General features: G+C 70.7%; 15 protein-coding genes. 1 reads left to right on the top strand and 14 read right to left on the bottom strand.

Translation table 11 applies throughout. The features are described from left to right. Nucleotide 1 precedes the first annotated feature (1 nt). The 10 genes from ACKUB9_RS00340 to ACKUB9_RS00295 form a co-directional block, all read right to left on the bottom strand. Nucleotides 2-757, bottom strand: a complete 756-nt coding sequence (locus ACKUB9_RS00340; protein ID WP_407518570.1) for an SDR family oxidoreductase — start codon at nt 755-757, stop codon at nt 2-4. 207 nt (nt 758-964) lie between these two features. Continuing rightward, nucleotides 965-1,225: a DUF6894 family protein gene (locus ACKUB9_RS00335; RefSeq protein ID WP_407518569.1), complete on the bottom strand. Its 261-nt coding sequence runs from the start codon at nt 1,223-1,225 to the stop codon at nt 965-967. Nucleotides 1,226-1,552: 327 nt separating this feature from the next. After that, nucleotides 1,553-2,554 carry an asparaginase gene (locus tag ACKUB9_RS00330; RefSeq protein WP_407518568.1) on the bottom strand — a complete coding sequence of 334 codons (1,002 nt, stop codon included), beginning with the start codon at nt 2,552-2,554 and terminating at the stop codon, nt 1,553-1,555. Nucleotides 2,555-2,790: 236 nt separating this feature from the next. Further along, nucleotides 2,791-3,057 (bottom strand): hypothetical protein, encoded by a 267-nt coding sequence (locus tag ACKUB9_RS00325; RefSeq protein ID WP_407518567.1) that lies wholly within the window; start codon nt 3,055-3,057, stop codon nt 2,791-2,793. 105 nt (nt 3,058-3,162) lie between these two features. Further along, complete coding sequence (locus tag ACKUB9_RS00320) at nt 3,163-4,011, bottom strand: ABC transporter ATP-binding protein (protein ID WP_407518566.1); 849 nt, start codon at nt 4,009-4,011, stop codon at nt 3,163-3,165. Nucleotides 4,012-4,321: 310 nt separating this feature from the next. Next, the gene (locus ACKUB9_RS00315; protein ID WP_407518565.1) at nt 4,322-5,602 is read right to left on the bottom strand and encodes an ABC transporter substrate-binding protein; all 1,281 of its coding nucleotides are present in this window, start codon (nt 5,600-5,602) and stop codon (nt 4,322-4,324) included. Nucleotides 5,603-5,660: 58 nt separating this feature from the next. Beyond that, nucleotides 5,661-6,734, bottom strand: coding sequence for a branched-chain amino acid ABC transporter permease (locus ACKUB9_RS00310; RefSeq protein WP_407518564.1), 1,074 nt, complete (start codon nt 6,732-6,734; stop codon nt 5,661-5,663). A 7-nt stretch (nt 6,735-6,741) separates the two neighbouring features. Continuing rightward, nucleotides 6,742-7,635, bottom strand: coding sequence for a branched-chain amino acid ABC transporter permease (locus ACKUB9_RS00305; protein WP_407518563.1), 894 nt, complete (start codon nt 7,633-7,635; stop codon nt 6,742-6,744). Nucleotides 7,636-7,643: 8 nt separating this feature from the next. Then, nucleotides 7,644-9,575: a long-chain fatty acid--CoA ligase gene (locus ACKUB9_RS00300; protein ID WP_407518562.1), complete on the bottom strand. Its 1,932-nt coding sequence runs from the start codon at nt 9,573-9,575 to the stop codon at nt 7,644-7,646. Then, nucleotides 9,575-10,408, bottom strand: a complete 834-nt coding sequence (locus ACKUB9_RS00295; RefSeq protein WP_407518561.1) for an ABC transporter ATP-binding protein — start codon at nt 10,406-10,408, stop codon at nt 9,575-9,577. The genes ACKUB9_RS00300 and ACKUB9_RS00295 overlap by 1 nt, the downstream gene beginning before the upstream one ends. A 237-nt stretch (nt 10,409-10,645) precedes the next feature. Here ACKUB9_RS00295 and ACKUB9_RS00290 point away from each other — a divergent pair, with 237 nt between their 5' ends. Then, on the top strand, nt 10,646-11,299 hold the full coding sequence (locus ACKUB9_RS00290) for a TetR/AcrR family transcriptional regulator (RefSeq protein WP_407518560.1): 654 nt from the start codon (nt 10,646-10,648) through the stop codon (nt 11,297-11,299). Here ACKUB9_RS00290 and ACKUB9_RS00285 read toward each other — a convergent pair. From ACKUB9_RS00285 to ACKUB9_RS00270, 4 genes are all read right to left on the bottom strand, one after another. Then, the gene (locus ACKUB9_RS00285) at nt 11,271-12,497 is read right to left on the bottom strand and encodes a phenylacetate--CoA ligase family protein (RefSeq protein ID WP_407518559.1); all 1,227 of its coding nucleotides are present in this window, start codon (nt 12,495-12,497) and stop codon (nt 11,271-11,273) included. The two genes, ACKUB9_RS00290 and ACKUB9_RS00285, sit on opposite strands and share 29 nt — an antisense overlap. A gap of 98 nt (nt 12,498-12,595) precedes the next feature. Continuing rightward, the gene (locus ACKUB9_RS00280; protein WP_407518558.1) at nt 12,596-12,754 is read right to left on the bottom strand and encodes a hypothetical protein; all 159 of its coding nucleotides are present in this window, start codon (nt 12,752-12,754) and stop codon (nt 12,596-12,598) included. Continuing rightward, on the bottom strand, nt 12,751-13,014 hold the full coding sequence (locus tag ACKUB9_RS00275; RefSeq protein ID WP_407518557.1) for a UPF0175 family protein: 264 nt from the start codon (nt 13,012-13,014) through the stop codon (nt 12,751-12,753). The genes ACKUB9_RS00280 and ACKUB9_RS00275 overlap by 4 nt, the downstream gene beginning before the upstream one ends. Before the next feature lie 90 nt (nt 13,015-13,104). Further along, a partial coding sequence (locus tag ACKUB9_RS00270) for an HpcH/HpaI aldolase/citrate lyase family protein (RefSeq protein WP_410825726.1) occupies nt 13,105-13,807 on the bottom strand: 703 nt, incomplete at its 5' end.

Below are 13,807 nucleotides of genomic sequence, written 5' to 3'. Positions count from 1 at the left end.
TTCAGACCGGGCGTGCCGCGCGGTCGAGCCACGCGTCGAAGCGGGTCGGCGCGAGACGCGCCTGCGGTCCGGGAAGGAGCGAGCGCTCGTCCAGGAGGACGCCGAAATAGGCGGCGTCCGGATCGGTCACGACCGGGCGCGGGTCGCCCCGGACCGAGAGGAGGCGCCGGATGACCTCGTCCATGCGGAAGGGCTCCGGACCGGCGATCTCGACCCGCCCGCCCGCCGGGGCGGCGAGCGCGACCTCGGCCAGGGCCGCCGCGACGTCGTCCGACAGCATCGGCTGCACCTGCGCGGAGGGCAGGTGCACGCGCCCGTCGCGCGTCGCCGCCTGCGCGATGCCATCGAGGAATTCGAAGAACTGCGTCGCGCGCACGATCGTGAAGGGGACCGGACCGGCGGTGATCAGGTCTTCCTGCGCCAGCTTCGCGCGGAAGTAGCCGCTCGCCGTCAGGCGGTCGGTGCCGACCACCGAGAGGGCGACGTGGTGCCTCACGCCCGCCTCGGCCCCGGCCGCCAGGAGGTTGCGGCTGGAGCGCGTGAAAAAATCCATCACGGCCTCGTCCGCGAAGGAGGGGGCGTTCGCCACGTCCACCACGATCTCGGCCCCGGCGAGGGCTGCGGCCAGCCCTTCGCCGGTGACGGCGTTGACGCCCGTGGAGGGGCTGGCCGCGACGACCTCGTGCCCGCCGCCCCACAGCCGCTCCGCGAGCTTGCCACCGATCAGCCCGGTGCCGCCGATCACCACGATCTTCATCCGCCCGCTCCCTGCTCGTCCGTTCGGGGCGCCCGCCGGGGCGCCGTCGACCTCATGACGAGACGGAGCACCGCGGTGTGACACGCGCGCGCCGACTTTTTCGCGGGCGGGCTCACGGCCGGGGTGGCGCGGACGTTCTCCGCGGGACGCCGACAGGCCGCCCCCGCGCGATCGCCGGCCGCCCGAGTGCCCTGCAGGGGAGGCCGCCTACGCCGCCGAGAGCGCCTCGGGCTCGGCCGCCAGCGGCAGGCCCTCGGCGAAGGGGAGGTCGAACACCACCTCGCCGGCCTCGTCGGTCACCACGAGGCTCGCCTCCAGCAGCCAGTCGCGGGTGCGCGGCTCGCTCATCATCGCCGCCACCACCGCACGGGAGGCGTGCCAAGCCTGCTCGGAATCGGGAAAAGCTTCGCCCGCGAGGTCGGTGACGATGTCCTCGCCGACGAGGGCATGGAAGTAGAAGCGGTGCATACGCAATCCTCCGAACCGACCCGGCCGGCCCGTCCTGGCGCGGCCGAAACGCTCGTTTCGTACGCCGGATGGCCGGTCCCTCTGGCCTCCTGGCCGATGACGACGCGGTTTCCCGTCAGCGGGTCGAGAACCACCATGCTCATCGGGTACTCCTGCACAAGAACCCCGTCGCCCGAACCGGATTGATTTGCCAAGTTGTGGCAGAGATAAGGCAGAATCGGCTCAATTAACAAAGGTTACTGTTGAAAGGGCAAATAACTGCGAATTCCTGCTCGCCACTGTGCTGCGGGCGGCCTGGCGATCGGCCGATGAGGGCAGGTGAATCCTTCAGAAGGCGGCGAAGATCCGGGCGACCTCCTGCGGATCGGCGGTGACCGTGAGCGCCAGCGCGAGGAGGATGCGCGCCTTCTGCGGGGTGAGGTTGTCGGCGCTGAGGATGCCGCGCTCGCGCAGCGAGGTCGTCAGGGGCACGACGCCGCTGCCGGCCCGGGTGGATTGCACCACGACGATCCCGGCCGCGACCGCCTGGGTGAGCGCCTCGGCCTCGGCGGGCGGCGTCATGCCGGGGGCGAGGCCGGCCGACACGATCCCGCGGGCGCCCGCCGCCCGGAAGGCCCGCACCGCCGTCCCGTCCGCATCCGCGTGGGCGTAGGACACGTCGACCCGCGGCAGGGCGGAGAGGCCGCGGATGTCGAAGGGCGTGCCGGGGGCGTGGCGGCGCTCGGCCCGGCGGTAGTAGCGGACCGTGCTGCCGTCGACCTGCCCGAGCACGCCGAAATCCGGGGTCCGGAAGGTCTGGAGCCGGGCGACCGAGGTCTTGGTCACCTCGCGGGCCGCCTGGATCTCGTCGTTGAGCACCACGAGGACGCCGCGGCCGCGCGAGGCCGGGTCCGCGGCTGTGCGCAGGGCCGCGACGAGGTTGAGGCCTGCATCACTCGACAGGGCGCTGATCGGGCGCTGCGCGCCCACCAGCACCACCGGCAGGTCCACCGTGAGGGTGAGGCCGAGCGCGTAGGCGGTTTCCTCCAGGGTCGCGGTGCCGTGGCCGATGACGATGCCGGCAAGGTCGGGATGCTCGCCCGCCAGCCGCTCGCACAGGCGCACGAGGTCGCGCCACTCGGCGAATCCGATCGCCGTGCTCGGCACGGCCCGAAAGCCCACCGGGATCAGGTCGGCGACCGCGCGCGCCTCCGGCACGGCGTCGAGGATCGCATCGGCCTCCAGGCGGGTGCCGGTGGCCGTGTAGTCGAGGAGGTCGAGGCTGTCGCGGCCCACCGAGGAGATCGTGCCGCCGGTCCCGATGAAGGCCACCTTCGCCCGCTGGGTCATGGGTCCTGCTCCGCGTCGCCCTCAGGAAGCGGCATTCCCGGTCGCTCCGCAAGGCACGGACCAGTGCCCCCGGTCAGCCGTCGGCTGCGGGTGGCGCGCGATGGCGAAGCTGGAAACGGGCCTGCCGCACCGTGGCCGCGGTGATCGCGGCGGTGCGGCTCTGGAGGGCGCCCGGCGGATGCGGCCGGGCCGGCAGGCCCGACCGCCCTGACGGGCCTGCCTGTACCGAGTCCCGCCTATGCCAATTCGGCGGCGGCCTGGATGACGTGGGGGGCGGGGATCGCCGCGGGGATCGGCAGGGCGGCGAGGTCGGGCAGCGCGTCCTCCTCCTCGGCCGGGCTGGGGGCCGGTTTGGGCGCCTGCACGTAGCAGCGGCGGATGGCGTGCCAGAACGCGGCGCGCTCCTCCGCCAGGAAGCGGCCGAGGCAGAGGTTCAGCGCCTCCTCGCCGGCCCTGGCGAGAGCATCGCGTTCATCGGGCGAGAGGTGGGTGGTGGTGGACATCCGCGTCGGCCTCCATCAGACGTCCAACAACGCCCGAGAGGGCAATAGAGTGCCGCGGCATGTCGAAAAGGTCGCGAGGGCCTGGTCGCAGGGTCGACCACCCGATCAGATCCAGCGCTTGCGGCGCTTGAAGCTCTTCAGGTTCTTGAAGGTCTTGCGCTGGTCGCCGGCGCCCCCGAGGTAGAACTCCTTGACGTCCTCGTTGGAGCGCAACTCCTCGACCGATCCATCGAGCACGACCTTGCCCTGCTCCATGATGTAGCCGCGATCGGCCACGGCGAGCGCCGCGCGGGCATTTTGCTCCACGAGCAGGATGGTGACGCCGAGGTCGCGGTTGATCTGCCGGATGATGCCGAAGACCTCCTTCACGAGGAGCGGCGAGAGCCCCATCGAGGGCTCGTCCATCAGGATCAGGCGCGGCCGGGCCATCAGGGCGCGGCCGATTGCCAGCATCTGCTGCTCGCCGCCCGACAGGTACCCCGCCGCGCCGGTGCGCTCCTTGAGGCGCGGGAAGTAGGTCAGCACCCGCTCGAGATCGTCCGCGATCCCGCGGTCGCGCCGCGAGAAGGCGCCGAGCCGCAGGTTCTCCATCGGGGTCATGTCGGCGATGATGCGGCGCCCCTCCATCACCTGGAAGATGCCCCGGCGCACGATGAGGTCGGGCTCGACGCCGTCGATGCGGCTGCCGTCGAAGTGGATCTCGCCGCGGGTGACCTCGCCGTTCTCCGAGCGCAGCAGCCCCGAGATCGCCTTGAGCGTCGTCGACTTGCCGGCCCCGTTGGCGCCGAGCAGCGCGGTGATCGAGCCCCGGGGCACGTCGAGGCTCAGGCCCCGCAGCACCAGGATGACGTCGTCGTACACGACCTCGACGTTGCGCAGGGCCAGGAGCGCCGCGGCGTCGGCCTTGCCCTCGGCCTCCGCGGCGGGGCGATCCAGGGTCATGGTCTGGGACATGGAAGGCTCCACGACGTTCGCATCCGCGACGGCCACGATGGAAGAGCGCGGGATCCCCTCTCCCGGGTGGGAGAGGGGTAGGGGTGAGGGTGCAGGAGGGTGCAGCAGGAAGGCGGAACGCTGACGCTACCAGCATCACCGGCCGGAGTGAGTTCTGACCCGTTCCGCTCCCCTCACCACGCCCTGTGTCTCACTGCGGCACCGTCACACCCTCACGCGGGATCTCTGATCCCGTGCGGGATCTTCGATCCCCTTCCCCTCTCCCACCCGGGAGAGGGGTTTTCCCGCGCCACGCGGGACCGGCGAGGCCTTACCAGCCGAGCCATTCCGGCTTGCGCGGCAGGTCGACGGTCTTCACCGGCTCCAGCTTCACGGTGCCGCCCTTCATCAGGTCGGCGAGGGGGGCGTCCGTGGGGCCCGAGACCTTGGCCCGGTAGATGGTGACCGCCATCATCCCGCGGTGGTCGGACTCGGTCCAGGTCGAGGGGACGCAGACCCCCTCCGTGCCGGCCGGCACCCAGCCCTTCTTCTGGTAGAAGCCCTTGCGGACGGTGGGACCGGTGACCCCGCCGTTGTCCTTGGCCCAGCCGATCGCCTCGCTCATGTAGAGGGCGGCGCAGACGCCCGCGAGGTAGTGCACCGGCCGGTAGGCCGTGCCGGCGGAATCGGATTCCTTCGAGATCTCCGCGACGGTCTTGAGGCCCGGCGCGTTGCCGCCCGTCACCGAGGCGGTCCGCACCGGGAAGACGACGCCGTTGGCCGCCTCGCCGGCCGCCTTGGCGGCGTTCTCGTCCATGCCCCAGACGTTGCCCATGAACTGGATGTCGGCGCCCACCGCCTTGCAAGCCTTGAGCAGCGAGATGTTCGAGCCGGCGGTGTTGCCGAGATAGGCGTAGTTGGCGCCCGCGTTCTTGGCGGTGAGGCACTGCGCCGTGTAGTCGCCCGGCGCGAGCGCGAACACGATCGCGGGCAGCACCTCGAAGCCGAGATCGCGCGCCATCGCCTCACCCGCCTCCTTGGGGGAGTTCGGGTAGGGGTGGTTGCCGCCCATGTGGACGTATTTCGGCTTGCCGGACTTAGCTTTAGCCTTCCAGTCGTCGGCCGCCCAGATCAGCATGGCGCGCAGGCCGTCCGAGTAGGTCGGTCCGTAGAAGAAGTTGTAGGGGGCGGCCTTGGCCTTGCCGCTGGCGCCGGTCGGGTCGCTCACCTGGGCGGCGTAGGAGCCGGAGATGTAGGGGATCTCGTCCTTGGCGACGAAGCCGGAGAGCGCCTCGGTGTCGGCGGTGCCCCAGCCCTGGATCGCCGCGACCTTGTCGCGCCCGCTGGTCCACTTCTTGTACTGGGCCACCGCGCGCGGGACTTGGTAGCCGTAATCGACCGTCTCGACGGCGAGTTTCTGGCCGCCGACGCCGCCCTTGCGGTTGATCCAGGCCAGCGCGTCGGCGACGCCCTGCGCGTAGGGCACGCCCACGTCCGAGGTGGCGCCGCTCTGGTCGGCGAGGTGGCCGATCGGCACGTCGGCGGCGCGGGCCGGCAGGGCGAGCGCGAGTCCGAGGGCGAGGCTCGAAGCGAGGGTCACGGGGCGTAGCATGGTCGGGTTTCCTCCGGTTCGGGATCGGCGGTTGTTGGCCGTGTTGGTTCTCGGGGGGTCAGTGCGAGAACGGGTAGAGCTTCCAGTACGCCTTGATCTGGCGCCAGCGGTGGGCGAGGCCGTCCGGCTCGAAGATCAGGAAGAGGACGATCACGAGGCCGATCGCCATCTCGCGCAGGAAGGAGAGGTTGTCCTTGAGGGAGAGCGCCCGGTCGACGGGGGAGCCGCGCAGCGCGTCGGTGAGCCAGCCCATCGCCTCCGGCACCATCACCATGAAGGCGGTGCCCATCAGCGTGCCCATGATCGACCCCAAGCCCCCGATGATGATCATGCCGAGGAACTGGATCGAGAGCAGGATGCCGAAGCCCTCCACCGAGACGAACTGCAGGTAGTGGCCGTAGAGCGCGCCGCCGATCCCCGCGAAGAAGGCCGAGAGGCCGAAGGACAGGGTGCGGTAGCGGGTAAGGTTGATCCCCATCATCTCGGCGGAGAGGTAGTGGTCGCGCACCGCCACCAGCGCCCGCCCGTCGCGGGTGCGCATCAGGTTCGTCGCCGCCACGAAGCAGAGGACGAGGGTGGCCAGCACCACGTAGAAGTAGCGCTGGTCGGTGTCGAAGGTGAAGCCGAAGAGCGAGAAGGCCTCCGCGTGCGTGCCCGCCACGCCCCCGGTGAACCAGTTCGCCCGGGCGAAGAAGTCCTGCAGGATGTACTGCGCGGCGAGCGTCGCGATGGCGAGGTAGAGGCCCTTCAGGCGCGCCGCCGGCAGGCCGAAGACGAGGCCCACCGCCGTCGTGACGACGCCCGCCAGCGGGATCGCGAAGATGACGGGAATGTGCAGGTTGTTCGACAGCCACGCCGACGCGAAGGCGCCGAAGCCGAAGAAGGCGGCGTGGCCGATCGAGATCTGGCCGGTGAAGCCGACCAGGATGTTGAGGCCGAGCGCCGCCACCGCGAAGTAGCCGATCTGGATCAGCAGGCTCAGCCAGTAGCGGTCGAGCACGAGCGGCGCGAGGCACAGGAGCGCGAGTCCCGCCCACACCGCGTATCGGCTGCCGGCGGTGGGGAAGATGGTGGTGTCGGCCGCGTAGGTGGTGCGGTAGTCGCCGGCCGGGATGAGGCTCTGGGTCGCCATGCTGTCCTCACACGCGCTCGATGTCGCGGGTGCCGAAGAACCCGTAGGGCTTGATCATCAGGATCACCACCAGGACGTAGAAGGGCACGATCTCGTAGAGGTTGCCCCAGTGCAGGTACTGCCCGTCGACGTACTGGGCGAGGTTTTCCAGGAGCCCGATCACGAGCCCGCCGATCACCGCGCCGGCGACCGAGTCGAGGCCGCCCAGGATCACCGCCGGGAAGACCTTGATGCCGTAGAAGGAGAGGGCCGAGGAGACGCCGTTGACGATGCCGACGACGATGCCGGCGACCGACGAGACCACTGCGGAGATCGCCCAGGCCATCGCGAAGACGTTGCGCACCGGGATGCCGAGCGACTGCGCCACCTGCTGGTCGAAGGCGGTGGCCCGCATGGCGAGGCCGTGCTTGGAGTAGCGGAAGAACCACGCGAAGGCCGCCATCATGGCCACCGAGATGCCGAGACTCATGAGGTAGACGGTCTGGATCTCGAGACCCAGGAACGAGACCTGCTGGGTCGCGAAGATCGGCGGGAAGGGCTGGGCGAAGACGCCGAACAGCCACTTGCACAGGGCCTGGAAGAAGATCGAGAGGCCGATCGTCACCATGATCACCGAGATGATCGGCTCGCCGATCAGGGGCCGCAGCACCACCACCTGCAGGGCGATGCCGAAGACCAGCATGAACGCGAAGGTGATGAGCATGCCGACGAAGAACGGGAGCTGGTAGGTGGTGAGCAGCCACCAGCAGACCCAGGCACCGATCAGCAGGAACTCGCCCTGGGCGAAGTTCACGACCTGGCTCGCCTTGTAGATCAGCACGAAGCTCATGGCGACGACGCCGTAGAGCGCGCCGACGATCAGCCCGTTGAGCACGAGTTGGAGCAGCAGATGGGTGTTCATGGACGGGCCTATTCGGCGGCGGCGAGGGCGGGCGCGGTGGGCAGCAGGTCGATCACCGGGAGCGTGGTGCGGATGCGCTGGGTCGTGCCGTCCTGGAAGCGGATCACCGTGTCGACCCGGTAGACGGGCTGGCCGGCGTAGATCGTGTCGATGAGGTCGGCGTACTTCTCGTTGATGACGCCGCGGCGGACCTTGCGGGTGCGGGTGAGTTCGCCGTCATCCGCGTCGAGTTCCTTGTAGAGGAGCACGACCTTGGCGATGCGCTGTGCCTCGGCGAGCCCCGCATTCACCCGCTCGACCTCGGTACGCAGGAGCGCGATCACCTCGGCCTTGGCGGCGAGGTCGGCGTAGGTGGTGAAGGCGATGCGGTTCTTCTCCGCCCACTTCGCCACCACGGAGTAGCGGATGCAGATCAGGGCGGCGAGGTAGTCGCGCCCGGCCCCCAGGATCACCGCCTCGGCGACGTAGGGCGAGAACTTGAGCTTGTTCTCGAGGTATTGCGGCGAGAAGCGCTCGCCGCGGGCGTTGGTGGCGAGGTCCTTGACCCGGTCGATGACCACGAGTTCGCCCTTGGCGTCGAGGTAGCCGGCATCGCCCGTGTGCATCCAGCCGTCCACGACGTCGCCCGTTCCCTCGGGCGCCTTGTAGTAGCCGAGGAACATGTTGGCGTGGCGGGCCTGGATCTCGCCGATGCCGTTGCGGTCGGGCTCGGATATCCGGATGGTGATGCCGTCGTCGAAGGGCACCCCCACCGTGTCGAAGTCGACGGTCTCGCCCCGGTGGAGCGTGTAGGCGCCCATCGCCTCGGTCTGCCCGTAGAGCTGGCGCAGCGGCACGCCGAGCGCCCGGAAGAACCGGAAGGTGTCGGGGCCGAGCGCGGCGCCCCCGGTGGCCGCCGAGCGCAGGCGCGTGAAGCCGAGCCGGTCGCGCAGGGCCCGAAAGAGGATCGCGTCCGCGAAGGGCGAGCGCCGGCCGGAATCGAGCGCCGCGAGGCCCGCCGCCATGCCGCGCGCGAACAGCCACTGCTTGAGGGGCGAGGCGTCCATCATCCGGGCGCGCACATCCGCCGCCACCGCCTCCCAGACCCGGGGGGCGAAGAGCACGAAGGTCGGGGCGATCTCCCGGAAATCGTGCATCAGGGTGTCGGCCTCCTCGACGAAGTTCACCGTCATCCGGCAGAGGAGGGCTTGGCCGATCGCGTAGATCTGCTCCATGATCCAGGGCAGCGGCAGCACCGAGACGTAATCGTCCTGCGCGCCCTTGGGATCGGCGGCGAGGTAGCTGGCGCAGTGGCGCAGCACGCGGTCGGCGCTCAGCATCGCGAGCTTGGGACGCGCCGTGGTGCCCGAGGTGGTGCACAGGATTGCCACGGCGGCGCCGCTCGTGGCGGCGACCAGCCGGTCGTAGAGGCCGGGCTCGGCCGCCTCTAGCGCCTGGCCGCGCTTGGCCAGCGCCTCGGCCGAGATCAGCCGGCGGTCGTCGTACTTCCGCATGCCGCGGGGGTCGGAATAGACGATGTGGCGCAGGTGCGGCAGGCGGTCGGCGAGGTTCAGGAGCTTGTCGACCTGCTCCTCGTCCTCCGCGAAGACGACGCGCGCCTCGCCGTAATTGAGGAGGTAGTGGACCTCGTCCTCCAGCGCGTCGCGGTAGAGGCCGAGCGAGAGGGCACCGAGCGCATGGGCGGCGATCTCGCCGGCCACCCAGTCGGGCCGGTTGTCGCCGATCAGCCCGACCACGTCGCCCTCGCCGATGCCGAGGTCGCGCAGGCCGAGCGCGAAGTCGCGCACCCGGGCGTTGTACCGCGCCCAGGTCGTCGGGCGCCAGAGCCCGAAATCCTTCTCGCGCAGAGCCACGTCGTGCGGGTGCTCGGCCGCGTTGAGCGCGAGCAGCTTCGGGAAGGTGTCGGCCCGCGCGGCGAGCGCGGCGAAATCGGCCGCCATCACGACACCGCCCGGATCGGGGACGGCGCCCCGGAGCCGGGCATGCTCGGCGGCGCCTCCGGCTCGTCCTCCTCGCCCAGATAGGCGCGGCGCACGTGGGGATCGGCCAGCACGGCCTCCGGGCGCCCGAGCGCGATGCGGCGCCCGAAATCGAGCACCATCACCCGGTGCGAGATGTCCATCACCACGCCCATGTCGTGCTCGATCATCACCACCGTCATGCCGAACTCCTCGTTGAGGTCGACGATGTAGCGGGCCATGTCCTCCTTCTCCTCGAGGTTCATGCCGGCCATCGGCTCGTCGAGGAGGATGAGCTTGGGTTCGAGCGCCATCGCGCGGGCGAGTTCGATGCGCTTGCGCAGGCCGTACGAGAGCGTGCCGGCGGTGGCCTTGCGGTAGGCCTGCAGGTCGAGGAAGTCGATGATCTCCTCGACGCGGCGGCGATGCTCCAGCTCCTCGCTGCGCACGCCGGGCAGCCAGTAGAGCGAGCCGGTCAGGAAGTTGTTGTGCAGGAGGTGATGCCGCCCGACCATGATGTTGTCGAGCACGGTCATGTGGTGGAACAGCGCGAGGTTCTGGAAGGTGCGGCCGATGCCGAGCTTCGGGCGCGCGTTGGTTTTTTCGCGCGTGATGTCGCGGCCGTGAAACAGGATCTGCCCCTCGCTGGGCCGGTAGCGCCCCGAGATGCAGTTGATCATCGAGGTCTTGCCGGCGCCGTTGGGGCCGATGATCGAGAACAGCTCACCCTGCCCGACCGTGAACCCGACGTCCGTCAGGGCCTTCACGCCGCCGAAACGCAGCGAGATCTGGCGAACCTCAAGGGCTTCCGCCACCGGCAACCTCCCTCTGGAGCGGCGGCCGCCCTCGTGCGCGGGGCGGCTCTGCCTCTGGGTCATGCATCCCGCGAAGCGGAGCCCTGCACGCCGACTATACGTTCGACTGTTTTTTTCCGGCCGTCAAGCGTACACTGGCCTCGACGATCGTCGGGGATACCCGGCGGGGCGGGCCCTGGACGCTGCCGTTCGGACCTGCTCCGGTATAAGGTCGACAGGAGAGGACGCGGGACGGACATGGCGCGCATCGCAGGCTCATCCGGGCCGAGAACCGAGGAGGCGATCCGCAGGGCGGGCCTTCAGCTTCTCTACACCCACGGCTACGCGGCGATGAGCCTGCGCCAGCTCGCCGCCGAGGTCGGCATCCAGCAGGGCTCCCTCTACAACTACTTCCGCAACAAGCAGGAATTCCTGTTCGACCTGATCCGCACCCACATGCAGGATCTGCATGCGGCCCTCGATGCGGCCCTGCTGCGGGAGGGCAGCGCGGCGGAGCGCCTGCAGCGGTTCGTGGAGTTCCACGTCGCCTACCACATCGAGCGGCCGCAGCAGGTCTTCATCTGCTACTCGGAGCTGCGCAGCCTCGAACCGGACAACCTTCACGTCATAGTGGAGATGCGGCGCGACTACGAAAGCAAGCTCGGCGCCATCCTCGACCTCGGCCGCGAGACCGGCGAGTTCCAGCTCGCCGACACCCGGATGGCGACGCTCGCCATCCTCGCCATGCTGTCGGGCATCTGCAACTGGTACCGGCCCGGCGGCCGGCTCTCGACGGATGCCGTGCAAGCCATCTTCACCGGCATGGTGCTGGCGCTCGCGCGCAGCGAGGGGGAGGCGGCGGTCCTCGCCCCCCCGGCCCCGCTCACCCGGCTGGCCGCTCGTCTGCGATGACCTTGCCGTCGTTCGGCAGGCTGCCGGGCGGCACGAGCGCGACCGCGCCCTTGAGCTTCGTCACCGCCCGCAGCGTCTCGGCGACGGCCTCCGCGGAGACGTCCTGGTCGGTCTCGGCCCTCAGGGTCATCGCGTCGGTCTCGTCGGCCCGCGTCACCACGAGCCTCAGCCGCTTGAGCTCGGGATGGCGGCGGGCGATCTCGGCCACCTGCTCGGGGCGCACGAACATCCCCTTCACCTTGGCGGCCTGATCGGCCCGGCCCATCCAGCCGCGGATGCGCGGCCCCGTGCGCCCGCAGGGGCTCGCTCCCGGGAGCGCCGCCGTGAGGTCGCCCAGCGCGTAGCGGATCAGCGGCCGGTCGGGATCGAGCACCGTCACGACGATCTCGCCGACCTCGCCCTCGGGCACGGGATCGCCCGTGCCCGGCCGCACGATCTCCAGGATCAGGTCCTCGTTGACGAGCAGCCCCTCGCGGGCCGGCGTCTCGTAGGCGATGAAGCCGACATCCGCCGTGGCGTAGGCCTGATAGGCCTCGATGCCGAGGCCCGCCACCGCCTGCTGCAGCGAGGGCGGGAAGGCCGCCCCCGAGACCAGGGCCTTGCGCAGGGACGACACGTCCCGCGACGCCGCCCGGCCCGCCTCGACCAGGATCTTCAGGAAGTCGGGCGTGCCGCAATAGCCGGCGGGACGGTAGGCCTCGATCAGGTCGAGCTGCTGCTCGGTGTTGCCGGGCCCCGCCGGGATCACCGCGCAGCCGAGCGCGCGGGCCGCCGTGTCGAAGATGAAGCCCCCCGGCGTGAGATGATAGCCGAAGGTGTTGAGCACCACGTCGCCGGGCCGGAAGCCCGCCGCGTGCAGGCAGCGCGCTCCGCCCCACGGATCGTCGCCCCCGCGCTGCGGCTCGAAGATCGGCCCCGGCGAGGTGAAGAGCCGCGCGAAGCGCCCAGGCGCCACCGGCACGAAGCCCCCGAAGGGCAGCCCCTCGCGCTGGCGGGCCGGCATCTCGCCCTTGCGCAGCACCGGCAGGCGGGCGAGCGCCGCCCGGTCGGTGACCGCAGCGGGATCGACCCCGCCGAGATGCGCCGCATAGGCCGGCGTGCCGAGGGCGGCTTCGAGCGCCGCCGGCAGCCGGGCGAACAGGGCGGCGTCGCGGGCGGCGGGATTTTCGGTCTCGCGCGCGTCGTAGTGCTCGGGCATCGGGTCCTCTCCCACATCGGAGCCGTCAGGCGGCCCGGTTCGCTCATGCTTGCGCTGGATCACACGTTGGTCTCGGACAACGGGACTCCTTCCCCGCATCATGCTCCGGGATTCCGCGGGCGCCCGGATCCGGCCGCGCCCGTCTCGGCGCGGTGACGGTTCAGGAGCGCGTCGAACAAGCGCGGCAGCAGATCGATCAGCCCGATCAGCAGCAGGTCGTTCAGCGGCCCGGTATCCGCGACGACCCGCAAACTCATAAGCCGAGGCGTGAGAGGTCGGCCCGATCCTGGTCGATGTCCGCGAGGTCGAGCGGAGCATAGATGCCGCGCGCCTTGAGGAAGGCGTCCAGCGCCGCGCGGGTGCCGAACCCGAGCAGCCGGCGCAACTCCGGCAAGGTCAGGCGTTCGGCCCGATAGGCCTCGACCGCGAAGGCTTCGAGCGCGCGGCGGGCGATGTCCTCGCCATCGGCTCCCAGCCGCTCGGCGAGATCATCCGGGATGGCGACGGTGAGTTCCACGTTCCTGCCACCGGGTTCGAACGTCCGGACAAGGGTCGCACAGGAGATCCGGCGCGAGAAGCCCGCACCGAACCCTCCGCCGCCGAGAGATCATGCCGGCCCCACCCGCGCCAGCAGCCGCTCGGCGCGCCGCAGGTGCGGGCGGTCGAGCATCTGGCCCGCGACGCCGACCACGCCGGTGCCGGGGGCCTGCGCGAAGGCCGCCACCACCGCCCGCGCCCGGGCGATCTCGTCGTCCGAGGGCGTGAAGGCGGCGTTGATCACCGGCACCTGGGCGGGGTGGATCGCCATCTTGCCGACGAAGCCGTCGCGCCGGGCCTCGCGGCATTCGCGGGCGAGGCCGTCGAGGTCGCGGAAGGCGGCGTTGATGGTGTCGATCGGGTCGACCTCGGCGGCGGCGGCGGCGAGCAGCGCGAGGTTGCGGGCGAGCCGAAAGGGCTCGCTCCAGCCGGCCGCGTCGCGGTTCGTCTCCGCCCCGAGATCGGCCGAGAGATCCTCCGCACCCCAGGTCAGGCCGACGAGGCGCGGGCTCGCGCCGGGAATCGTGCCGAGGGCGAAGACCGCCTTCGCGGTCTCGGTGGCGATCGGCAGGATGCGGGTCGCGCCGTCGGGGAGGTCGGCCTGCGCCTCGTGCACGGCGAGCCGGGCGCCGAGCGCCGCGACGTCGGCCCCGCCAACGGTCTTGGGGAGCATGATGCCGTCCGGCCCGGCCGGCATCACCGCCGCGAGGTCGTCGTCGGCCAGGCCCGTGTCGAGGGCGTTGATGCGCACGTAGAGCCGCGGCCGGCCGGCC

The sequence above is a fragment of the Methylobacterium oryzisoli genome, from assembly GCF_046557895.1.
GTDB lineage: Bacteria > Pseudomonadota > Alphaproteobacteria > Rhizobiales > Beijerinckiaceae > Methylobacterium > Methylobacterium oryzisoli.
The sequence above is the reverse complement of the archived record's forward strand: the minus strand, read 5'-3'. Positions and strand labels throughout refer to the sequence as shown.